At 74.5% G+C, this 22,090-nt stretch carries 16 protein-coding genes and 1 pseudogene; 7 read left to right on the top strand and 10 right to left on the bottom strand.

Features of this window, described 5'->3' with window-relative positions; all coding sequences use genetic code 11:
- Positions 1-8: 8 nt before the first annotated feature.
- On the bottom strand, positions 9-608 hold the full coding sequence (locus AC3RJ8_RS15615) for a TetR/AcrR family transcriptional regulator (protein WP_489713464.1): 600 nt from the start codon (positions 606-608) through the stop codon (positions 9-11).
- Positions 609-727: 119 nt separating this feature from the next.
- On the opposite strand from AC3RJ8_RS15615, the gene AC3RJ8_RS15610 reads away from it, so the two are divergent.
- Positions 728-1,081, top strand: coding sequence for a sulfur reduction protein DsrE (locus AC3RJ8_RS15610; protein WP_489713463.1), 354 nt, complete (start codon positions 728-730; stop codon positions 1,079-1,081).
- A 74-nt stretch (positions 1,082-1,155) separates the two neighbouring features.
- Here the strand turns inward: AC3RJ8_RS15610 and AC3RJ8_RS15605 are convergent, their stop codons facing one another.
- Positions 1,156-3,150 (bottom strand): cellulase family glycosylhydrolase, encoded by a 1,995-nt coding sequence (locus AC3RJ8_RS15605; RefSeq protein WP_489713462.1) that lies wholly within the window; start codon positions 3,148-3,150, stop codon positions 1,156-1,158.
- A 205-nt stretch (positions 3,151-3,355) separates the two neighbouring features.
- On the opposite strand from AC3RJ8_RS15605, the gene purD reads away from it, so the two are divergent.
- From purD to AC3RJ8_RS15590, 3 genes are all read left to right on the top strand, one after another.
- Positions 3,356-4,648 carry a phosphoribosylamine--glycine ligase gene (gene purD, locus AC3RJ8_RS15600; RefSeq protein ID WP_489713461.1) on the top strand — a complete coding sequence of 431 codons (1,293 nt, stop codon included), beginning with the start codon at positions 3,356-3,358 and terminating at the stop codon, positions 4,646-4,648.
- Between the two features lie 178 nt (positions 4,649-4,826).
- Entirely contained in the window at positions 4,827-6,062 is a 1,236-nt protein-coding gene (locus AC3RJ8_RS15595; RefSeq protein ID WP_489713460.1) for an ATP-binding protein, read from the top strand.
- A gap of 57 nt (positions 6,063-6,119) precedes the next feature.
- The gene (locus tag AC3RJ8_RS15590; protein ID WP_489713459.1) at positions 6,120-7,130 is read left to right on the top strand and encodes a phosphoribosylaminoimidazolesuccinocarboxamide synthase; all 1,011 of its coding nucleotides are present in this window, start codon (positions 6,120-6,122) and stop codon (positions 7,128-7,130) included.
- Positions 7,131-7,155: 25 nt separating this feature from the next.
- Here AC3RJ8_RS15590 and AC3RJ8_RS15585 read toward each other — a convergent pair whose 3' ends face one another.
- On the bottom strand, positions 7,156-7,977 hold the full coding sequence (locus tag AC3RJ8_RS15585; RefSeq protein ID WP_489713458.1) for a DUF4190 domain-containing protein: 822 nt from the start codon (positions 7,975-7,977) through the stop codon (positions 7,156-7,158).
- A 228-nt stretch (positions 7,978-8,205) separates the two neighbouring features.
- Here AC3RJ8_RS15585 and purS point away from each other — a divergent pair, with 228 nt between their 5' ends.
- From purS to AC3RJ8_RS15570, 3 genes are all read left to right on the top strand, one after another.
- On the top strand, positions 8,206-8,478 hold the full coding sequence (purS, locus tag AC3RJ8_RS15580; protein WP_489713457.1) for a phosphoribosylformylglycinamidine synthase subunit PurS: 273 nt from the start codon (positions 8,206-8,208) through the stop codon (positions 8,476-8,478).
- Positions 8,478-9,209: a phosphoribosylformylglycinamidine synthase subunit PurQ gene (gene purQ / locus AC3RJ8_RS15575; protein ID WP_489713456.1), complete on the top strand. Its 732-nt coding sequence runs from the start codon at positions 8,478-8,480 to the stop codon at positions 9,207-9,209. The genes purS and purQ overlap by 1 nt, the downstream gene beginning before the upstream one ends.
- A gap of 102 nt (positions 9,210-9,311) precedes the next feature.
- Positions 9,312-9,821, top strand: coding sequence for a GNAT family N-acetyltransferase (locus tag AC3RJ8_RS15570; RefSeq protein WP_489713455.1), 510 nt, complete (start codon positions 9,312-9,314; stop codon positions 9,819-9,821).
- Between the two features lie 91 nt (positions 9,822-9,912).
- Here the strand turns inward: AC3RJ8_RS15570 and AC3RJ8_RS15565 are convergent, their stop codons facing one another.
- From AC3RJ8_RS15565 to recC, 7 genes and pseudogenes are all read right to left on the bottom strand, one after another.
- On the bottom strand, positions 9,913-10,794 hold the full coding sequence (locus tag AC3RJ8_RS15565; protein ID WP_489713454.1) for an LLM class flavin-dependent oxidoreductase: 882 nt from the start codon (positions 10,792-10,794) through the stop codon (positions 9,913-9,915).
- Between the two features lie 32 nt (positions 10,795-10,826).
- Complete coding sequence (locus AC3RJ8_RS15560) at positions 10,827-11,549, bottom strand: MBL fold metallo-hydrolase (RefSeq protein ID WP_489715661.1); 723 nt, start codon at positions 11,547-11,549, stop codon at positions 10,827-10,829.
- 50 nt (positions 11,550-11,599) lie between these two features.
- A complete protein-coding gene (locus AC3RJ8_RS15555) occupies positions 11,600-12,649 on the bottom strand; it encodes an LLM class flavin-dependent oxidoreductase (protein ID WP_489713453.1) in 1,050 nt (349 codons plus the stop codon).
- A gap of 73 nt (positions 12,650-12,722) precedes the next feature.
- A pseudogene (locus tag AC3RJ8_RS15550) lies at positions 12,723-13,043 on the bottom strand (RidA family protein); the annotation flags it as partial.
- A gap of 10 nt (positions 13,044-13,053) precedes the next feature.
- The gene (gene recD / locus AC3RJ8_RS15545; protein ID WP_489713452.1) at positions 13,054-15,093 is read right to left on the bottom strand and encodes an exodeoxyribonuclease V subunit alpha; all 2,040 of its coding nucleotides are present in this window, start codon (positions 15,091-15,093) and stop codon (positions 13,054-13,056) included.
- Positions 15,090-18,698, bottom strand: a complete 3,609-nt coding sequence (locus AC3RJ8_RS15540; protein ID WP_489713451.1) for a UvrD-helicase domain-containing protein — start codon at positions 18,696-18,698, stop codon at positions 15,090-15,092. The genes recD and AC3RJ8_RS15540 overlap by 4 nt, the downstream gene beginning before the upstream one ends.
- Positions 18,695-22,075 (bottom strand): exodeoxyribonuclease V subunit gamma, encoded by a 3,381-nt coding sequence (gene recC, locus AC3RJ8_RS15535; RefSeq protein WP_489713450.1) that lies wholly within the window; start codon positions 22,073-22,075, stop codon positions 18,695-18,697. The genes AC3RJ8_RS15540 and recC overlap by 4 nt, the downstream gene beginning before the upstream one ends.
- Positions 22,076-22,090 lie beyond the last annotated feature (15 nt).

Here is a 22,090-nt window from a genome sequence, read left to right as displayed (position 1 = left end):
GGTGGCGGTCAGCGGCTGCCGACCGAGGAGCCGGCCGTGCCGAGGATGCCGTCGAGGATCTGCTTCGTGCCGGCGGCAGCTGCCTCGGGGGACGCCACCTGGGCGGTGACCATCGCGCCGTCGTAGGTGAGGAGCAGCGCGCTGACCAGTGACGGTTCCGGCGCGAGTCCGCCGCGGTCGAGCTGGTCCGCCAGGACCGTGGTGAAGCGTTCGCGGTGGCGGGTGATGGCGTGCCGGACGGGGTGCTCCGGCGACGGGTACTCCGCGGCGGCATTGATGAAAGGGCATCCGTGGAACGCCGCCCCGGCCGCGTCATGCCAGATGCCGTCGAAGATCGGGGTGATGCGGGTGCGGGCCGTGCCGTGGGCGTCACGGAGGCGTGCGTGCAACGATGCGTGGAACCTGGCACTCCGCTGGTCGAGGTACGCGACGACGAGGTCGTCCTTGCCGCCGAAGTGGTGGTAGAGCGAGGCCTTGGCCGCCCCTGCCATGGACAGGATGCGGTCGATGCCCACTGCATGGATGCCGTCGGCGTAGAACAGGTGGTCCGCTGCCGCGAGGAGCCGGGTGCGGACGTCGGGGACCGGGTTGGTCCGCGGGAGGTTCATCGCGCCGAGGATACCGGCGTTGTCGCCGCGCGGCAGGGGAGGCGGAATAGACAGATCGGTCTGTCTGTTCGTCCGGCTGAGCGCCCCACCTGGGGGCGGACATCACGAAGGGACATCCCATGACGTACAAGGCTGCCATCGTCATCCTCACCGACTTCGCGGCGGACAGCGCCGCCGTCTACCGGGCGCTCGGCACCGCCCAGGAGTTCGTCCAGGCTGGAGACGACGTCAAGATCGTCTTCGACGGTTCGGGAGTCGACTCCCTCGCGGCCCTCGCCGCGCCGGAGCACCAGCTCCACGACCTCCTCGAGTCGCTGCGCGACCAGGTCGCCGGAGCGTGCGGGTTCTGCGCGAAGGCGCACGAGGCCGCCACGGCGATCACCGAGGCCGGCTACCCGCTGCTCACGGACAACAAGGGGCACGCCAGCCTCCGCGACCTCGTGGTCGAGGGCCGCACGGTGCTCACCTTCTGAGTCGTCGGGCGCCCGCGCCGACGCGACGACGGCGGCCACCTCGTGCCGGGTGGCCGCCGTCGTCCGTGCCGGCATCACACCGTGGTGCAGGCGGCTCCGTCGATCGAGAACGATGACGGCGCAGCTCCGCCGCCGTCCATCTGCAGCCCCAGCGTGCGCGACCCGCCCGCGGGTAGCGCCGCGTCCCAGGCGGACGGCCGGGCCGCGATCGTCGACCCGGTCTGCGACCAGTCCGCCGACCAGCCGTTGGCCAGGGCCTGCCCGGCGGGCGCCTCGAACTCCAGCACCCACCCGTTCCAGGCCTCTGCGGACCCGTTGGTCACCGTGACGTCCGCGGTGTAGCCGGTGCTCCAACGGTTCGCGTCGTCGAACGCCACCGTGCAGGAGCGGTCACCGCCGTCGTCCGCCGACGTCGTCAGTGCGACCGGGTCGGAGGCCGCCGAGGTGTTGCCCGACCCGTCCAGGGCGCGGACGGCGAACGAGTAGTCGGTCCCAGCCTCGAGGCCGGAGACCGTGTGCCCCGGGCTCGACGTGGAGCCGACGACCTCCCCGGTACCCGTGTCGACCACCTCGTAGCGGGCGACGCGGGTGTCGTCCGTCGACGCCGTCCAGGTCAGCTCCGCGGACGTCGCCGTCACCTCACCGGCGGCCACGTCCTGCGGGGCCGTCGGCGGCGTCGTGTCGCCCTCAGCGCCGAGAGCGGCCTCGGACAGTGAGATGCCGGTGGTCGAGTCCGCGCCACCGAGCGGGACCTGGTGGTCCAGCGAGACGTACTTGTCGTCGACCTGCCACAGGGTGGGCTCCAGCAGGGCGTACTTGTCCTCGTCCCAGGTCTCCCAGTCGTTGAGGAGAAGACCGCCTGTGTCACCCGAGTTCGGGTTGAGGCACCAGAACGTGTGGTGCAGGCCGTAGTCGACGATCGCCTCGCGCAGGGCCTCCAGCCACTTCTCGTTGGGACCGTCGTCGAGGAACCCGCCCCACTCGCCGATCAGCAGCGGTGACGTGTCCTCCTTGTGCAGGTAGAGCCAGTTGGGGTCCCACACGTCCGCCTCGAGGGAGTCGCGGTCCCAGTCGTCGCCCTCGAACCACGGCTGCTCGTGGACCAGCGGACCGTAGTCGTGCGGCGAGTACATGATCTGGTCGTTCAGCTCTCCGGCGACCTCCACGGGGTGGTCGGCGGCGCCGCGCAGGTTGCCGCCCCACCAGTTGAAGTAGTAGTCGTCCTCGTCCTGGGAGGTCCAGTCCGCCCCGTCGCGCGGGTAGACCTCGATGCCCTCGACGAGGATGAGCAGGTTCGGGTTGATGGCCAGGATCTTCTCGGCGGCGGTCTCGGCGACGTGCTTCCAGTTGTCCGCGTCGGTGGAGTCGTCCCACTTGGCCCGCGGGTCCTGCTTGTGGGTGCCGTGCGGCTCGTTCTGCAGGTCGGCGCCGATGATGGTGTCGTTGTCCAGGTACTCCTGCGCCAGCCACTCCCAGCCCGCGTAGAAGTCCTCCGTGGTCACGGAGTCCGTGTACCACATAGGGGCGAAGTGGCCGGAGTTGTCGGCCTCGGCGCTGTGGACGTCGACGAGCACCTTGAGCCCGTACTTCTCGCAGAGCCCGAGCCAGTAGTCGAAGACCTCCTTGTTGGTCATCCCGGCCAGCTCGGGGTTGGCGGCGGTGTTGACGTTCGGGACGACCGTCTCGCCGTCCTTCCACTCCACGAGGAGCTCGGTCGAGACGGGCACCCGGACCAGATTGATGCCGCGTTCGGCCATGTCCCTGGTGATCGTCTCGATGTTGCCGCCCCAGAGGCCGTGGAAGACGCGTTCGGAGGCGTTGAAGCCGAACCAGTTGGCGCCGGTCATCCAGACCTCGTTGCCGTCGGCGTCGACGACCTGGTTGCCGTCGGTGGTCAACCAGTCGTCACCGGCGGCCGAGGGGGAGGCAGCGGTAGCGGCCGCCGGAACGGCGGAGGTCGGAGTCGCGGCAGCTGCCGGGACCGCGACCGCGGCGGCCAGCGCGAGTCCGGCGGCAGCAGCAGCGGTGCGCCGGGGGAAGACCCGGCGCCGGGGGATCGGTGACTTCACAAGACATCTCCGTCGGTGTCGTGCGCGTTGCGCGTCGTGACGGGCCTCGTCGGGCCCGGGTGATCTGCTCGAACGTCGCATCCCGGGAGGCGCTCCTGAAGGGCCCGAAACGTTTAGGCAGGTCCGCGGGGTGGCCGGACCCTCGGTGGGGTGCTGGAGCGGACATCCGCCCAGGAAAACGCCCCGCCGCCTACACTCAGATCCCGTGAAGATCCTCGTCGTCGGGAACGGTGCTCGCGAGCACGCCATCGTCCACTCCCTCGCCGCGGAGCCGGCTGTCGGCGCCGCGCACGAGCTGCACGCCGCGCCCGGCAACCCCGGCATGCGGGGGCAGGCCGAGCTGCACGCGGTCGACGCGCACGACGGTGCGGCGGTCGCCGCGCTGGCGACGTCGCTGGGAGCGGACCTCGTCGTCGTGGGGCCCGAGGCGCCGCTGGTCGCCGGGGTCGCCGACGCCGTGCGGGACGCGGGGGTGCCGGTGTTCGGGCCGTCCGCCGAGGCGGCCCGCCTGGAGGGGTCGAAGGCCTTCGCCAAGGAGGTCATGGCCACCGCCAACGTGCCGACCGCGATGGCCCACGTGTGCACCACCCTCGACGAGGTGACCGCGGCCCTGGACGCCTTCGGGCCGCCGTTCGTCGTCAAGGACGACGGGCTGGCGGCGGGCAAGGGCGTCGTGGTGACCGACGACCGGGACGCCGCCGTCGAGCACGCGCGGGCCTCCCTGGCCGCCCGCGGCGACGCGGGGACCGTGGTGATCGAGGAGTACCTGGACGGTCCCGAGGTCTCGCTGTTCTGCCTGTGCGACGGCGCCACGGTGGTGCCGATGGTGCCCGCCCAGGACTTCAAGCGCGTCGGCGACGACGACGCCGGACCCAACACGGGCGGCATGGGCGCCTACACCCCGCTCGACTGGGCCCCGGCCGGGCTCGTCGGCGAAGTGGTCGACCGCATCGCCCAGCCCACCGTCGACGAGATGGCGCGCCGCGGCACCCCGTTCACCGGCGTGCTGTACGTGGGGCTCGCGCTCACCTCGCGCGGCACCCGCGTGGTCGAGTTCAACGTGCGGTTCGGCGACCCGGAGATCCAGGCCGTGCTCGCGCGGCTGCGCACGCCGCTGTCGGGCGTGCTGCTGGCTGCGGCCCAGGGGAGGCTCGCCGAGATCGAGCCGCTGAACTGGTCCGACGACGCGGTCGTAAACGTCGTCGTGGCCTCGCAGGGCTACCCGGAGTCACCCCGCAAGGGCGACCCGATCGACGGGATCGACGCCGCGGCCGCGCTCGACGGCGTGCACGTGCTGCACGCCGGCACCGCGGTGGCCGACGACGGCGCGCTCGTCAGCGCGGGCGGTCGCGTCCTGTCCGTGGTGGGACGGGGCGACGACCTCGCCGCGGCCCGGGCGGTGTCCTACGCGGGAGTCGCCCTGGTCGACCTGCCGGGCTCGCACCACCGCACCGACATCGCCCTGGCGGCCGAGCGCGGTGACGTCGTCGTCCCCTGAGTCGGGGCGCGACGCCGGTCCGTCGCCGCTCCGTGCCGCTCGATCTTCCGGTCCCCGGTGACTCGGTTATCCGGATCTATCGGCCTCGGTTTTCCGGTTCCGCATGGCTCGATCCTCCGGATCGACGTAGCATCGAGCCATGTTGGACAGGGTGGTGGCTCGACGGGTCGAGTCGGTGGTGACCGGTCTCCTGGCCGACGAGCCCGTGATCGCCCTGCACGGACCACGCTCTGTCGGGAAGTCGACGGTGCTGCATCGGGTCGCGGCCTCGCATGGTGCCGACGTCGTCGACCTCGATGATCCCGTCGAGCGCGACGCTGTCGAGGCGAACCCCAACCTGGCCGTGGCCGGGCCCGCACCGGTGTGCGTGGATGAGTACCAGCACGTGCCGGCGCTGTTGGATGCGCTGAAGGCGCGCCTCAACAGGGACGGCGCGACTCCCGGCACCGCAGTGCTGACCGGCTCCACTCGCCAGGACGCCCTGCCGCGGACCGCGCAGGCGCTGACCGGCCGCCTGTTCAGTCTGGTGCTGTGGCCACTGTCACAGGGTGAGATAGACGGCACTCACGAGAACCTGCTGGAGCGGCTCATCGAGGACCCTGGCGACACAGTGGCCGCCCTGCCCAGGTCGACGACAGACCGGGCCGAGTACGTCCAGCGGCTCTGTGCCGGTGGATTCCCGCTCGCTCTGAGCCGGAGTTCGCAGGCTGCTCGAAATCGGTGGTTCGACACCTACGTGCGCACCTCGATCGAACGGGATGCGGCGGAACTGTCCAAGGTGCAGCAGCGACAGGTGCTCTCCGATGTCCTCGGGCGGTTGGCCGGACGCACTGCACAGGTTCTCAACGTCAAGCAGGTCGCCAACGACGTGAGTGCTCCGTGGGACCGTGTGGAGTCCCACGTCCGCCTGCTCGAAGATCTCTTCCTGGTGGCCCGCCTGCCTGCCTGGGGGAAGACGCTGACGGCTCGCTCGACCGGTCGCCCGAAGATCCACGTGGTCGACTCGGGCCTGGCCGCCCGGATGATGCGGGTCAGCCCGGCCAGGCTGGGGACCCTTGATCCGACGGTGCAGACCGAGCTGGGACACCTCGTGGAGACCTTCGTCGTCGGCGAGCTGCGCAAGCAGGTTTCCTGGCTGGACGAGCCCGCCACCGTCGGACACTGGCGGACGAGCGACGACATCGAGGTCGACCTCGTGGTCGAGCTGAACGACGGACGGGTCGTCGCTTTCGAGGTCAAGTCCGCAGAACGTGTGGCCGGCAAGGACTTCGCCGGACTGCGGACCTTGCGTGATCGCGTGGGCAAGAGGTTCGTCGCCGGAGTCGCGCTCGGCATGGGGCAGCGCTCGTACACCTACGAGGACCGTCTGCACGTCATGCCGATCGACCGCCTGTGGAGGACGGTAGGCGAGTGAACGGGCCTCTCACGATCTGCTCGGCCAGTCCGACGGCGGAGTGAGAGACTGTGTGCCGTGACCGACGCGCGCCCCACCTCGAAGCCCGAGACGCCCGACGCCTTCGCCGGTGGCCCGCTCGACCTGCCCGGCTGGCGGCACGTCTACTCCGGCAAGGTCCGCGACCTGTACGAGCCGGACCTGCCCGCGCTCGGCGGGGTGCACCCGTTGGGCGACGTCGTCCTGGTCGTCGCGTCCGACCGGGTCTCGGCCTACGACCACGTGCTGACCCCGGGCATCCCCGACAAGGGCGTGGTGCTCACCCAGCTCAGCCTGTGGTGGTTCGACCAGCTCGCCGACCTCGTCGACAACCACGTCGTGTCGGTCGAGCCGTCCGCCGAGCCGGGCGACGGTCTGGTGCCCGACGTCGTCGCGGGACGCGCGATGGTCTGCCGGCGCCTCGAGATGTTCCCCGTCGAGTGCGTGGCCCGCGGCTACCTCACCGGGTCCGGGCTCGCGGAGTACCGCACGAACGGCCAGGTCACGGGGATCCCGCTGCCCGCCGATCTCGTGGACGGCTCGCGCCTGCCGGAACCGATCTTCACCCCGGCCACCAAGGCCGCGGTGGGGGAGCACGACGAGAACGTGTCGTTCGACGAGGTGGTGCGCCGGATCGGGGGCGAGGATGCCGCTCGCCTGCGCGACCTGACGCTCGCGGTCTACCGCCGCGCCGAGGAGATCGCGCGGGAGCGTGGCGTGATCCTCGCCGACACCAAGCTCGAGTTCGGCGTGGTGACCGACGGCGGCACCCGGTCCGACGGCGGAGCCTCGGCCGGGCGGATCGTCCTCGGTGACGAGGTGCTCACCCCGGACAGCTCACGCTTCTGGCCCGCGGACTCCTGGGAGCCGGGGCGCGCTCAGCCGAGCTTCGACAAGCAGTTCGTGCGGGACTGGCTCACCTCGGACGCCTCGGGCTGGGACCGCGCGTCCGGCGCCGAACCGCCGGAGCTTCCCGCCGACGTCGTGCGCCGCACCCGTGACCGCTACCTCGAGGCGTACGAGCGGATCACGGGCGCGGCGCTGCACTGACGGCCGTCGTCGGGGCCTGGAGTCGTCAGAGGCCCGTGCCGGCGACGCTGCCCGCCTCGAGCGGGCTGCCGTCCATGGTGGCCGCGGAGCAGAGCAGCAGCCGGTCCCCGAGGGTCCATGACGTCTCGGTGGGGTAGAAGTAGATGGCGTCGAGCGCCGAGTCGGCGTACTCGACCCCGATGTAGTTCGAGAACGCGTCCATGCACAGCGTCTCGATCTGCCCGAGCACCGCGTCGTCACCGGGGTACTCCGCGCCGTCCATCTGCTCGACGGCGATCACCTCGGCCCCGTGCGCGACCGAGCAGTCCGCCGGCGACATCGGCTCGCCGCTGGTGAGGTCCTCCGGCGGGTCGAAGCAGTCCCCGACGACCATGTCGAGGCCCGTGGACTGCTGGTACGACTGGTTGAAGCCGTCCTCGAAGCCCTCCTGGAAGCTGTCCTGGAACTCGTCGTTGTTGACGAGCCAGACGAAGAACACGATGAAGAGCGTCCAGGCGATCGTCCCCAGCGCGCCGAGCACGATGCCGGCGACGGCGAGGCCCTTGCCGGACCGACCGGACTTCTTGACGCGCACCAGCCCGGCGATGCCGAGCCCGACGGCGACGAGCGCCAGGCCGAGGATGCCGGTCACCAGCGACGCGATGGCGACGCCGTCCGTGCCGGCCGGACGGGGGGCCTCATAGGGGGAGGGTCCCCCGGGTCCCGGCGCAGGGGGCTGTCCGGGGCCGTACGGCGACGTGTACGGGGAGGCGTACGGCGAGGCAGCGGGCGTTCCGCCCTGGTGCGGGGCCGGGTCGGCAGTGCCGTCCGCCGGCCGGTAGGGGTCGGGCGAGGAGGTCGACGTCACGGGGTTCTCCAGTTGTGTGTGGTTCTCGCGTCGGGCACCGACCCTAGCGTCGACCACGGGTGTCACGGGAGCCCCTGTCCGCGCACGGGACCGTGCGTGACGGCGGGTAGACTGACCGCGGAATCCCGCCGTCGTGCTCCCGCCCGTCTCGCGCGCCTCGCGTCGTACCGCTCGCGTGGACCGGGATCCCGGAGCGACGGCCCGTGCAGAGCCCCTGAGGAGCCCGAAGTGGGACGCGTCGTCGTCGAGGTCATGCCCAAGCCCGAGATCCTGGACCCCCAGGGCAAGGCCGTGGTCGGGGCGCTGCCGCGCCTCGGTTTCACGCAGTTCTCCGGTGTCCGTCAGGGCAAGCGGTTCGAGCTCGAGGTCGACGGCGAGGTGACGCCCGAGGTGCTCGCGGCGGCCCGCCAGGCCGCGGAGACGCTGTTGTCCAACCCGGTCATCGAGGACGTCGTGCGCGTCGCCGACGCCTCGGAGGAGTCCGCCGGGGTGTCCGCCTGATGAGCGCCGGCACGGTCGACAAGACGCTCGACAGCGCCCGGATCGGCGTCATCACGTTCCCGGGCACGCTCGACGACCGGGACGCCGCCCGTGCGGTCCGTCTGGCCGGCGGCGAGCCCGTGTCCCTGTTCCACGCCGACGGCGACCTGCAGGGCGTCGACGCCGTGGTGCTGCCCGGCGGGTTCTCGTACGGCGACTACCTGCGCGCCGGGGCGATCAGCCGTTTCGCTCCCGCGATGGACGCCCTCGTGGACGCCGCGAAGGGCGGCATGCCGGTGCTCGGCATCTGCAACGGCTTCCAGGTGCTCACCGAGGCGCACCTGCTGCCCGGGTCGATGATCAAGAACGACCACCTGCACTTCGTGTGCCGCGAGCAGGTCCTCGCCGTGGAGAACACCGACACGGCCTGGACGAACCGGTACGCCACCGGCCAGCGCATCACGATCCCGCTGAAGAACCAGGACGGCCAGTTCGTCGCCGACGAGCGCACCCTCGATGAGCTCGAGGCGGAGGGCCGCGTCGTCTTCCGCTACGTCGGGACGAACCCGAACGGGTCGCGCCGTGACATCGCGGGGATCACCAACGCGGCGGGCAACGTCGTCGGGCTCATGCCCCACCCGGAGCACGCCGTCGAGGCGGGCTTCGGGCCGGACGGCGCCGCCGGCCCGCGCACCGGTACCGACGGTCTCGGGTGCTTCACCTCGGTGCTGGCCACCCTCGTCCACGCATGAACGGGCGCACCGCATGAACGCGAGGAGCCCCCGCGGAGGTACGCCGAGGGACGAGGTGTGCCGGAGCGAGGCACCGCAGGGTTCGTGCCAGGAGCGCACCGCATGACGGCGGAGGTCTGCGCCGGCACGGCGGAGATCGTCGAGGTGCCCTGGGGTGACCCCGACGCCGCCGCGCTGCGTGCTGAGGCGGTCGCGGACCTCGGGCGCCGCTACGGCGGGGACGAGGACGCGAAGGAGGTCATCGACCCGGCGAGCATCGTCGTGACCCTCCTGGCCCGGGTCGACGGCATAGCGGTCGGCTGCGGCAGCATCCGGGACGTCTCGGGCACCGACGACGGCCGCGGCCGCGGCGCCACCCATCCCGCCGCGACCGGCGAGGTCAAGCGGGTCTACGTGCTCGACGGCCACCGTGGTCGGGGCCTCGCACGGCAGCTCATGGCGGGTCTGGAGCGGGCCGCGCGCCAGGCCGGGTTCCGCCGCCTCGTGCTCGAGACCGGCACGGCGCAGCCGGAGGCGATGGCCCTGTACACCGCGCTCGACTACGCGCCGGTCGAGTCCTACGGGCGGTACGCCGCCGAGGCCGACCAGCGCTGCTTCGGCAAGAGTCTCTGACTCACTCGTTCGGCAGTATCGGCTTCGTTCGGCAGCTTGAGGTGCCGAACGTGGCGTGAACTGCCGAACGCAGCGGCTGGATCGGCGGTGCTCAGGCGTGCAGCAGCGGACGCACCTCGCGGCCGAGGAACGCAGCGAACGCCGCCAGGTCCGATTCGGTGGCGGTCGGCTGGATCGCCACGGCGGTGGCACCGGCGTCCATGAGCGCTCGGACCGCGGCGGCGATCGAGGCGGCGTCGCCGGCCGCGCCGATCCCGCGCCCCGGCTCGGCACCCCACTGCGGAAGCTCGGCGTCGAGCCGTTCGTGAGCCCGCGGGCCCGTCGTGGCGATGAGCGTGGCGTGCACGTCGGTCAGCTCCCGGCCGGCTTCCTCGGCCGCACGACGAGCGGCCGCGACGGAACCGCGGACGTCGTCGCGGGTCAGCGCGTTGGCGAGGATGAGCCCGTCACCGAGCTCGCCGGCGAGCGCCAGCGACCGCGGACCGACACCCCCGAGCCACAGGGGGACGGGTTCCGTCGGCGGCCAGTCGAGCCGGACGGCGTCCAGGGAGACGTAGCGGCCCGACGTCGTGACCTCGTCCCCGGCGAGCAGCCGCCGCAGCGCGTCCGTGTGCTCGCGCAGCAAGGTCAGCGGTGACGAGACCCGCACCCCGGCCTGCCCCATCCACTCCTGGACGCCGTGCCCGACGCCGGGCACGAAGCGCCCGGGGAAGCTGCGGGCCAGGGTCGCGATCTCCATGGCGGTGATCGCGGTGCTGCGCAGCGGGACGGGCATCAGCCCCAGACCGACACGGAGACGGTCGGTCCAGGCGAGCGCTGCCGCTGCCGCAGCCAGCCCGCTCTGCTTGAAGCAGTCCTCCCACACCCACAGGTCGTCGAGCCCCGCGTCCTCCGCGGCGGACGCCAGCGTGCGCAGGGTCTCGGGTGCGTGCGTGGGGACGTGGGCGATGCCCAGACGAACGGCGGTGGTCATGCGCCCATCGTGCCGCACGTCACCGACAGGGATCAGTTGTCCGTGCGGGGAGGGGTGCGCAGGTAGGCCAGCTGCGCCGCGACCGACTGCCGGGCGGCGCCCAGCACCGAGGGATCGACGTCCGCGTACACGTGCGCGACGACGGCGTCGACCGAGGCGTCGGGGCCGAGCTCGTCGAGGGCGGCCCGCACCTGGGCCAGACGTTCGTGACGGTGGGCGCGGTAGGCCCGGACCGCCGTACCGAGGTCGGCGATCTCCGGGCCGTGCGCGGGCAGGCCGAGGCGGCCGTCGCCGAGACGTTCGAGCACGTCGAGGCTCGTGAGGTAGTCGCCCAGCGACCCGTCGGGCTCCGCGATCACCGTGGTGCCCTGCCCGAGCACCGTGTCCCCGGTCAGGACCACGGGCTCCGCGCCGTCCGTGAGCACCACGAACGACACGGAGTCGGCGGTGTGCCCCGGCGTCGCGACGACCTCGATCCGCAACCCCGCGGCCTCGATCACCTCACCTCCGCGCAGCGGCTCCGCGCCGTGACAGTGGGCGGGGTCCACCGCCCGGACGGGAGCGCCGGTCAGCGCACGGAGCCGCGCCGACCCGGCGGTGTGGTCAGCGTGGCGATGAGTGATCAGGACCAGCTCCACCGGAGCCGCGGCCAGCGCGGCCAGGTGCGCCTCGTCGTCGGGCCCGGGGTCCACCACGACGGCGTGCGCGGCGCCCGGGGCGCGCAGCACGCACGAGCGCGTACCGTCCAGCGTCATCGGCCCGGGGTTGTCCGCGCGGCGTACGGACACCGACGGGGTCAGGGACTTCACGGCCTGGTCTCCGCCGCCAGCAGCTCCAGCGTCTGCACCCGTCCGGGCGTCGCGTCCAGCGGCTCGGCGGCGTAGGTGCCCGCGACGGGCACGATCATCACTTCGTCCACCCCGTGGCGCTCGGCGAGACGGCGGACCTCCGCGCCGGCCTCGTCCGGCGTGCCGATGAGCCACCGGCCACGCATGTCCTCGACCATCTGCTGACCGAGCCCGTCCAGCGGCGTCGCCAGCGCCTCCTCGACCGTCTCGGAGCGTCCCATCGGGCGGCCGGTCCGCAACCGCGCCATCGCCCGGAGCTGGGGCAGCGACCGCTCGTGCGCCTCCTCCGACGTCGGGGCCACGACGGCGTTCACCGTGAGGAAGGTGCGCGGCCGCGGGTGCTCCGCCGACGGCCGGTAGCCGTCCCGGTACAGCGCCAGCACCTGGTCGATCCCCGCCCCGGAGAAGTGGTTCGCGAACACGTACGGCAGCCCGAGCGCGGCCGCCAGGCGTGCCGAGTAGTCGCTGGAACCCAGCAGCCACAGGGTGGGGGCCGCGGCGGCGGCCGGTGTCGCCCGGACGTCGTAGACCTTGCCGTCGGTCAGCCGGAGCTGGGCGCCGTCGGGCGACATGAGCGCCAGGATGTTCTGCACGTGCTCGGGGAACCGGTCGACGTCCGACGTCGGGCCGGACGAGCGCAGCAGCGCCGTGACCACGGGGTCGCTGCCCGGCGCCCGGCCGATGCCCAGGTCGATGCGGCCCGGCGCCAGGGCCTCGAGCGCGGCGAACTGCTCGGCCACCACCAGCGGGGCGTGGTTCGGCAGCATGACGCCGCCCGAACCGACCCGGATCCGTGCGGTGCGGGCGGCGGCCGCGGCGATCATCACCGGCGGGGTCGACGCCGCGACGGCGGCCATGTTGTGGTGCTCGGCGAACCAGTAGCGCTCGTAGCCGAGCTCGTCGGCGCGCTCCACCAGCGACATCGACGAGGCGAGCGCCTGCGCGCTGGACTGCCCGGAGCGGACCGGCACGAGGTCCAGTACGGAGAGTGCGGGAGAGGTAGTCATCGCTGGAGGCAACCCGGCGTGGCGGCGGAATCTTCCGCCGTCCGACCGTGACCTGTCACTCGCCGCGACCCCGTCAGTCGCGCAGGACGGCGGTGGCCTCGACCTCCACGAGCTGGTCGGTGTAGCCGAGCACGGTCACGCCCAGCAGCGTGCTGGGGACGTCGTGGTCGCCGAACGCCGCCCGCACCACGTTCCAGACCGCCACCAGGTCGGCCTGCTCGGAGGACGCCACCAGCACCCGCGTGAACGCCACGTCCGTGAGGCCGGCACCGGCGTCCGCGAGGGCCTGGCGCAGGTTCGCCACGACCTGGTGGGCCTGCGCCACCGGGTCCCCGGGCGCGACGGTGCGCCCCTCGGCGTCGAGCGGGCAGGCGCCGGCGAGGTGGATCAGCCGGGTGCCCGGCTCAGGAGGGCAGCGGGTCGCGCAGCCCGCTCGCCCGGCGGACGGGGCGGGCGACGGCGGCGCGGACGGCGTCGGCGGTGCCGAGCACGCGCACGTGCTCGCTCGCCCGGGTCACTGCCGTGTAGAGCAGCTCGCGGGTGAGCAGCGGGGACGTCGGCGGGGGCAGGACGAGCGAGACCCGGCGGAACTGGCTGCCCTGTGCCCGGTGGACGGTCATCGCGTGGACCGTCTCGACCGGCGGCAGCCGGTGGGTACGGACCCGCAGCGGGTCGCGCGGGTCGCCGAACGCCGCGACCACCCCGTCGCCGTCGGCCACGACGACGCCGGTGTCCCCGTTGAAGAGGCCCACCTCGGCGTCGTTGCTGGTCACCAGCAGCGGACGTCCGACGACCCACGGCCCCCACGTGCTCGCCCGGTCGGCCCCGGTGGCCTCCTCGACCCACGCCTCGACCTGCGCGGCCCAGCGCGCGACGCCGACGGGCCCGCGCCGGTGCGCGACCATCACCCGGTGCTGGGACAGCGCCTCCAGCGCGCGGCGCGGATCGCCGTCGCGAGCGGCGGCCACGAGCAGCCTGCCCGCCTCGACGGCGTCGGCGTGCACACCGTCGACGTCGTCCTCGGTGAGCCGGTCGGTGTCCGCCTCGACCAGCTCCACACCGCCGGTCCCGGCCCGCAGCACCGCGAGCGCCGCGTCGCCGTCCCCGGCGCGGACGGCGCTCGCGAGCGGGAGGATCGCCGAGTGCTCCTGCTGCCGATAGACGGTCGACAGCCCGACGACGCCGTTGCGCAGCCGGTCGGGCTCGCCGCCGGTCAGCGGCACGTCGTCGATGCCGTCGGTGCCGGCGAGCGCGAGGGTGGCGGAGGCCGTCGCGGTGCGGACCGTCTCGACCGTGGGGGCGCCGTCGATCGACGGCCGGTGCACGAGGTCGCCGAGCACCGCACCGGCCTCCACGGACGCGAGCTGGTCGGGGTCGCCGACCAGGACCAGCCGTGCGCCCGGGCGCACGGCCTCCAGCAGGCGGGCCATGAGCGACAGCGGGACCATCGAGGTCTCGTCGACCACCACCACGTCGTGCGGCAGGTGGTGGGCGGCGTCGTGCCGGAACCGGGTGGCGCTGCGGTACCCGAGCAGCCGATGGACGGTCGTGGCGACCGGCCCCCCGGTGCGCTCCCGGTCGTCGGGGCCGAGCCCCGAGACGACCTCGCGCACGGACTCCTGCAGCCGCGCCGCCGCCTTGCCCGTCGGCGCGGCCAGCGCGACCCGGAGCGGTCGGGCCCCGGTGCGATGGTCGAGGTCCGATCCGGCGCCCGGTCCGCCGCCCGCGACGTCGTGGACGACGGCGAGCAGGCGCGCGACCGTCGTCGTCTTGCCCGTGCCCGGCCCGCCCGTGAGCACCGTGACCCGCCGTCTGGCCGCGTGCGCGGCGGCGAGCCGCTGGCGGGTGTCGCCGCCCGACGGGAAGAGTCGCGTCAACGCCGCCGCGAGCCGTTCGGCGGGCACGTCGAACGGCTCCGCCCGGACTCGCTCGTCGATGCGGTTCCGCACGGTGAGCTCGTCCCGCCAGTACCGGTCCAGGTAGAGCCGCCCGCCGACCCACCGCACCGGCCGGTCCGCCGGGCCGTCCACCCCCACCGCGACCAGCGGGCTCGCCTCGATCGCCGCCACCCAGGCGTCGTGCTCCGGCCACGGCACCGCGGGGCCGGCGTCCCCCGCGTCCCCCGAGACCGGGTCCGTGGCGGTCGGACCGGCGTCCGACGTCGTCGGCCGGGCGGAGCCGCCGTCGTCCTCGGGGCGGGCGAGGGCGGCGAGCTCCGTCGCGTCGTCGAGGCGTACGCACACCGAACCACCGCGCAGCGCACGCACGGTCAGGGCGACGGCGAGCAGCACCCGTTCGTCGGCCTCGCCGGTCAGGCGCCCGAGGTGGGTGGCCACGTGCACGTCGGTCGACGCGACGATCCCCGTCGCGTTCAGGTCGCCCAGCAGGCCGGTCGCCCCGACGGCGCGGCGGACGTCGCCGTCCACCGTGGTGTCGGCGCTCATGCGGCCTCCTCGGTGCTCGCCGTGCTCGCGATGCCACGGTCCAGCAGGTCGGACAGGGCGGGCACGAGCCTGGGCGGCGGGACCCAGGCGACCACGCCGTGCGGGGAACCGTCCGGCCCGAGGGGAGTGGCCGGTCCGCACATGCCCCGCACGAACAGGTAGAGCCCGCCGCCCAGGTGGACGTCCGGGTCGTAGCCGGGCAGCCGCCAGCGCAGGTAGCGGTGCAGACCCACCAGGTACAGCACGAGCTGGAGCGGGTAGTGGGCGCCGAGCATCGCGTCGACCGTCGCGGCGGGCCGGTAGTCGGCCGCGGTGAGCGGGGCGTCAGGCACCCCGAGCCGGTTCGTCTTGTAGTCCACGACGAGGAACCGCGGGGTCCCGTCCGGGCCGGCCACCCGCAGGACGGCGTCGATCGACCCGGTGAGGTAGCCGCGCAGCGCCGGTGGGTGCGGGTCCGCGGCGGCGAGCGCGGCGAGCATCGCCGGGTAGGCGGCGAACAGGTCGTCGGCGCCGAGGTGCCGGTCCAGCAGCGCAGCGACGTCGGCCAGCCCTGCGCCGTGCCCCGTGCCCTGCCCGGCGCCGTGCTCTGAGTCGGACCCCACGCCGAGGGCCGGGCCGCGCCGGTCGCCCCCGGCGAGCGGCAGCTCGAACTCGAGCTCGGCGAGCCGGTCGCGGGGAGGGATCTCGGCGAGCGTGGCACCTGCGGCGAGCGGCCCCAGCGGGGTGCGCGCGACGACGGCGAGCGCTGCGGCGAGCCGTGCGGGGTCCGCGCCGGGGAGCCGGGACGCGGCGGCCGCCCGGGTGCAGTGCGCCAGCAGCTCCGCGTCGAGGTCGGGGACTGCCGTGTCCACGTGCTCCAGGATCTCGTGCACGAGCGTGCCGAACGCCGCGCCGGCCGGCAGACCCGACATCGGCGAGGGCAGGTCCGCGCCGTCGCCGGCCGCTGGTCCGTCCGGCGTCCCGACGGGCAGCACGTCGGCCGCCCGCTCGGCGGGCTCGTCCTCGACGCCCACGTCCTCGGGCTCCGACTCGACCCCGGCCCGCACCTCCGTCAGCGCGGCCGCCGTCGACCCCGGCGCCTGTTCTGCCGGCGCTCCCGGGGCCTGGGGTCCGGCCGCCGCGAACCCGTGGCCGGCCGGGCCGTGGTGCGCTCCCGCCGTGAGGGCCGTGTACGACGACCGCCGCCACGACGCGTCCGGCAGCCGGTCCAGGGTGGACACCTCGAGCGTCGGCAGGTGCCGAACGGGCGGCTGCCAGCGCGTGGTCGACGGGGCGGCGGGCACCTCCTCGACGGCCACGGTCCCGCCGGACCGCTCGGCGACGGCGTCGAAGGCTGCCCGGGCCTCGTCGTCCCGCATCCGCCGCGCGGTCGCGTGCCTCTCCGGCTCCCCTTCCAGCAGCCGCTCGGCGAGCAGCACCCGCGTCAGGGCGCCCCGGGCGGAGTTGGCCTTGGAAGGCGCCCAGTGCGCGACCACCTGGTGGCGGGCACGGGTGAGCGCCACGTAGAGCAGGCGCAGGTCCTCGCCGGCCTCCTCGGCGCGGCTGCGGTCGAGGGCCGCGTCGTAGCCGGGCGACGCCGGCCCCCCGACGTGCAGGGTGCGCCGGCCGTGCTCGTCGTGGAAGCGCAGCACGTCGGGCGACGACGGCACCCAGCGGTCCCACGCGTAGGGCACGTAGACGACGCCGAACTCGAGGCCCTTGCTGGCGTGCACCGTGACGACCTGCACCGCCGCGGCGTCGGTCTCCAGCCGACGGCTGCGCTCCTCGTCGAAGTCCCCCTGCGCCTCGGCGATGCGGCGGCGCAGCCAGGCGGTGAGCGCCTGCGGGCCCAGCCCCTCGGCCAGCGCGGCGGAGTGCAGCACCTCGCCGACGTGCCGCAGGTCGGTGAGCTGCCGCTCGCCGGTGGTGAGCCGCAGCAGCCGCTCGGACAGCCCCTCGCGGGTCACGGCCTCGTGCAGCGCCGCGACACCTCGCGTGGCGAGCAGCCGCGACCAGCGGCGCACCGTGTCGGACAACGCGTCGTGCGCGGCGTCGTCGGCCCCCGCGAGCCGGGCCGCGTCCCAGCCGACGAACGGCGTCAGCGCCAGCGCGGCGGCGCGGCCGTGCGCGCCCGGCTGCTCCAGGGCGTCCAGCAGCGCGAGCCAGTCGCGGGCCGAGGGCGTCGCGAACACGCTCGACAGCCCGGACACCACCGCGGGGACCCCCCGGTCGGCGAGCGCCTGGCGCACCAGCTCGGCCTGCACGTTGGTCCGGGTCAGCACCGCGACGTCCCGCGGCTCCAGCGTCCGACGCGCCGGGCCCTCACCGACCGGGCCCTCACCGACCGGGCCCTCACCGACCGGGGCGTCGTCGGCCGTGCCGTCGTCGACGAGGTCGCGGCCGAGCCGTGCGACCACGTCCGCGGCGACGTCCTGCGCGACGTGGGCGCGCGGCGTGCCGACCGCCGGCACCGAGCCTGCCTTGAGCCCGAGCGACCGGCTGGTCACGTGCCGCAGCCGCAGCGGTGCGCCGCCGTCGAACCGCGAGCCGTGCGCCGCCTCGACCGCCCGCGCGACGATCCGCCCGTCGCCGAGCGCGACGTCGCCGAGCACCGTGTGCAGGGCGTCCAGCAGCGGCCGGTCGCTGCGGTACGACGTGCCGAGCGTGGCCACCGTCGTGGCGGCCTCCCGCGCGTCGAGGTAGGCGACGACGTCGGCCCCGCGGAACGCGTAGATCGCCTGCTTGGGGTCGCCGATGAGCACGAGCGGGCGGTGGTCGTGGAACGCGGTGCGCAGGATCTCCCACTGGACGGGGTCGGTGTCCTGGAACTCGTCCACCATGACGACCGCGTACCGCGAGCGGATGCGCTCGGCCGCCGTCGGGCCGTGCTCGGGGTCGGCCAGGGTGTCGCGCAGCAGCACCAGCAGGTCGTCGTAGTCCAGGAGGTGCTGGGCCCGCTTGCGCCGCAGCGTCTCGGTGCGGGTGTCCAGGGCGACGCGGTGCCGCAGCGCGCCTGCGGACGTCGGCTCGCCACCGCCCGGCTCCTCGGGGACGAGCCGTGCCTGGTGGTCGCTGACCGCCGCCCTCCCGACCTCGCCCGCCAGCGTCGGGGTGAGTGCCGGGTGGGACTCGTCGGCGAACCGGCGCACGTACAGGTCGTCGGTCACCTCGCGCACCAGGTCGGCGACGTCCGGGACGAACGTGGCCGCCGGGTCGACGTCCGCCGTGATGCCGAGCGCCACGAGCATCTGCTGGCAGAATCCGTGCGTCGTCGTGATCGTCGCCGCGTCGAGCTGGGACAGCGCGACCGTGAGCCGGTGGCGGCGGCGGTCCAGCTCGTCGGCGTCGACGGCGGCCAGCAGGGCGACGAGCGGGTCCGCGTCGGACGCCGGGTCGGTCGCGCGCAGCGCTCGCTCGGTCCGGACCAGGCGGTCGCGCACGCGGTCGCGCAGCTCGGACGTCGCGGCGCGGCCGAAGGTGACCAGCATGAGGTCGCGCAGCTCCGCGACGCCCTCGGCCACGTACCGCGTCGCCAGTGCCGCGATGGTGAACGTCTTGCCCGTCCCGGCGCTCGCCTCCAGCACCGTCGTGCCCTGCGGGAGCGGCCCATGCACGTCGAAGATCATGCGGTCCCCTTCTCCTCGCGCTCCAGCAGGGGGTCCCACACGCGGCGCGCGAGCGCCCCGAAGCGGGTGGTCTCGTCGGGCCGCACGCGGCGGTCGTCGTCGGTCGGTGCCCCGACGAACGTGTCGAGCGCGACCCCGGGGCCCCAGCAGAGCACGTGGTACGGGTCGTTCTTCTCGAAGCCGCCACCCCAGGTGTAGCGCGCCTCGCCGAGCGCGGCGGCGGCGTCCACGGCACCCCGGTCGCGCGCGACGGCGTAGGCGTGCGAGGCGTCCGGGGGCAGCGGCAGCGGGTTGCGGGCGGCCTCGGCACGCAGTCGCACGAGGTCGTCGAGCAGGCGCACCGCGGTGGCGTGGTCCGGGGCGACGACCCGGCTCCACGCGGCGCGCGGTGCCGACACCGGCGCGCGACCGATCGTGCCGGTCTCCCACGCCGTGCCGGGGTGCGCGGCGGCCAGGGCGAGGACCTGCACCCAGGAGCGCAGACGGTGCTTCGGCGCGAGCCTCGAGTACTCGGCGCGCACCACGCGCTCGCCGTGGACGCCCGGCACGGTACCGACCACGGTGACGCCGGACGGCAGCACCGCGGTGACGTCCACCGAGCGTGCCGCCGCCGTGGACATCGCGGCCGACGCCGTCGCGTGGACCGGCTGCACGCGCTGCAGCACGTTCGACAGCGCGGCGTGCCCGAGGCGCCGCGGCGGGAGCTGACCGCGCCGCCACTCGGCCTGGAAGGCCAGCTGCGGGTCGGTGCCCGCGAGGGTGCGGGTGAGGATGCGGTCCCCGGCACCCCAGCCCACCAGCGGGTCCGGGCTGAGCGGGAGCCGGTCGTCCACCTCGTCGGCGTCCTGGGTGAGCCGCACACCCAGGCTCCGCGTGACGAACCAGCGCACGGGGTGCTCCAGCACGGCGACGAGGTCGTCGAGGTCGACGTCGGTCCCGCCGGGCGGGTCGACGGCCAGCGGATCGGTGACGAGCAGGCCCGGAGTCGCGCGGTCGGTCCGGCCGGCCACCGCACCGGCGAGCGCGGCGGTGTCGTGGCTGAACGGGCCGGGCGTGCCCAGCGCACCGGCCACGAAGTTGGGCTCGCCGACCGCCTGCAACGGGTGGTGCACGACCACGTGCTCGCGTGCCGGCCCGCCGCCCGGGCCGGCGGCGAGCCGGTCGAGCGTGTCCAGCAGCTCCGCGACGGGCACGGCCGGCGGCCGGGACGCGCCCGTGCGCTCGTCCGCCCCCGTGTGCAGCACCACCAGGTGCTCGCCGGCCGCCCCCAGGGCGTCGAGGAAGATCTGCCGGTCCTCGGTGCGGGGGTCCCGTTCCCCGACGCACGCGTCGCGCGCGAGCAGGTCGTCGCCGTCCGGGGAGGTGGACCGCGGGAACACGGTGTCGTCCATGCCGAGGAGGCACACCACCCGGTGCGGGACGGCCCGCATCGGTTCCAGGGAGCACACCGTCAGCGCGCCCGTGCGGAAGCCGGACCGGGTCGGACGGGGCGCCAGCCGGTCGGCGAGCAGCGCGCGCACGTCCTCCAGCGCGAGCCAGGAGCCCATGTGGGCCTCTCCCGACGCCCGCACGCCCGTGAGGATGCGCCGCGCCTGGCTCGTCTGCCAGGCGTCGTCCGGCGTCGGGTCCGTCAGGAGGGTCACCGCTCGGTCCAGGGTGTCCAACCACGCTCCCAGGGGCCGCACGCCCGCGAGCTCTGCGAGCAGTTCCGTGAGGCGCGCGACCAGCTCGCTGAACCGGCCCGCCACCTCGACGTCCGTCGACCCGACGTCGTCCAGCGGCAGCGCGGGCCCCACGTACCGGGAGTCCTCCTCCGCCATCGCGACACCGAGCAGCACCCGGTCGAGCGCGGCGTCCCACGTGCCCTGCCGCACGCGCGGGTCGATGCCGAAGCGTTCGCGCCGGGTGCCGTCCTCGCCCCAGCGCACCCCCACCTCCACGGCCCAGCGGCGCCACCGGTCGAGGTCGTCGTCGGTGAGCCGGAAGCGGCGCCGCACCGGGGCGGATGCCGCGAGGTCGAGCACCTCGGAGGCCGTCACCCGGCCGTCCGCCAGCCGCAGCAGCGTGGACAGCACGGCCAGCACCGGGTTCACCGCACCCGCCCCGCGGTCCGCGAGGCTCACGCGCAGGCGTTGGCCGGGGTGGACGGTGGCGGCACCGTCCGGGGCCGCGCCGAACGTGGCCGTGACGAGCGGCGCGAAGGCCTCGACGTCCGGGCACAGCACGACGACGTCGCGCGGTTCCAGCGTGGGGTCCGCGGCGAACAGGCCCACCAGGACGTCGCGCAACACCTCCACCTGCCGGGAGCGGCCGTGGCAGGCGTGCACCTGCACGCTACGGTCCGCCTGGGCGAGCTCGATGCGTTCCGCGGGGTCGGGGGCGTCCGTGCGCAGCGACGTCTGCAGCGCGCCGAGCAGCGTCGCCGGGGGAGCGGGTGCCGGGTGGTGCGTCACGGCGGCCTCTGCCTCGTCGGGGTCGCGCAACCCGGTGAGCCGCACCTGGAGCTCGACGGCATCCCGCGCCGTCGACGTCAGCAAGGGGTGGCGGGCGGCCGACGGCAGGTCCGCGCGCCGCAGGCTCCGGCGAGCCTCTGGGGAGGCGTCGACGGCGTCCCACAGCGCTGCCGACGGGTGCGGCAGCCACAGGTGCACGTCCCGGTCGCGCGCGAGGGCGCGCAGCACCCGCCGCTCGTCCTCCGGCAACCGGGTCGGGCCGAACACGGACAGCCGCGACGGCAGGTCGACGGCGTCCGGGTCCCGTCCCAGCGCCGCGACGGCGTCGCCGAGCGCCTCGGCAGGGCTCGGGGCGTCCAGCAGGTCGCGGACCCGCTGCCACAGCTCGCGCTGCCAGGCCAGGTCGTCCGGGACCGCGCCCCCCGCCCCGTCGCCGGCGTCCCCGTCGTGCCACGCCGCCAGCAGCGCCGGCCGCTGGCGTGCGTACGCGGTGAACAGGTCGGCCACCCGCTGCGCCAGCGCGAGCCGCCGCGACCGGCGCACCACGTCGTCCGGCCCGCCCACGTACCGGGCCAGCGGCGCCGCCCACGGTTCGTCCAGCGAGGCGTCCACCACCTGCAGCACCGGCCAGACCAGGCGCTCGCGGCGCCACGGGTCGTCGTCGGGCTCGACGCCGGTCACCGCGGCGACGGCCGACGCGACGAGCCGGGTGGTCGACCCGAAGTCGACGTTCGCGCACACCCCCGCACCCGTGCCGCCGTCGCCCAGGTGGTGCGCGAGCCGTTGCGCGAGCCACCGCTCCACCCCGCGTGTCGGTACCGCCACGACGTCCGGCGTGAACGGGTCGACCGGCGGCTCGGCCAGCACCTCGGCCAGGGGCGCGACCAGCGCGTCGGCGCGCTCCGACCGGTGGATGTGCAGCACGCGGTCAGGCTACGC

Source organism: Isoptericola sp. MSGPD8_1_ISO-PGPR-S23-394, from assembly GCF_058072785.1.
This window is presented reverse-complemented; position numbering and strand designations above follow the sequence as displayed.

Excerpts from the sequence above, each read along its gene's own strand:
- AC3RJ8_RS15555 (WP_489713453.1), bottom strand. The coding sequence starts at position 12,649 with ATGACTACCTCTCCCGCACTCTCCGTACTGGACCTCGTGCCGGTCCGC.
- AC3RJ8_RS15560 (WP_489715661.1), bottom strand. The coding sequence starts at position 11,549 with ATGACGCTGGACGGTACGCGCTCGTGCGTGCTGCGCGCCCCGGGCGCC.
- AC3RJ8_RS15570 (WP_489713455.1), top strand. The coding sequence starts at position 9,312 with ATGACGGCGGAGGTCTGCGCCGGCACGGCGGAGATCGTCGAGGTGCCC.
- recD (WP_489713452.1), bottom strand. The coding sequence starts at position 15,093 with ATGAGCGCCGACACCACGGTGGACGGCGACGTCCGCCGCGCCGTCGGG.
- AC3RJ8_RS15610 (WP_489713463.1), top strand. The coding sequence starts at position 728 with ATGACGTACAAGGCTGCCATCGTCATCCTCACCGACTTCGCGGCGGAC.
- AC3RJ8_RS15540 (WP_489713451.1), bottom strand. The coding sequence starts at position 18,698 with ATGATCTTCGACGTGCATGGGCCGCTCCCGCAGGGCACGACGGTGCTG.
- AC3RJ8_RS15565 (WP_489713454.1), bottom strand. The coding sequence starts at position 10,794 with ATGACCACCGCCGTTCGTCTGGGCATCGCCCACGTCCCCACGCACGCA.
- purQ (WP_489713456.1), top strand. The coding sequence starts at position 8,478 with ATGAGCGCCGGCACGGTCGACAAGACGCTCGACAGCGCCCGGATCGGC.
- AC3RJ8_RS15615 (WP_489713464.1), bottom strand. The coding sequence starts at position 608 with ATGAACCTCCCGCGGACCAACCCGGTCCCCGACGTCCGCACCCGGCTC.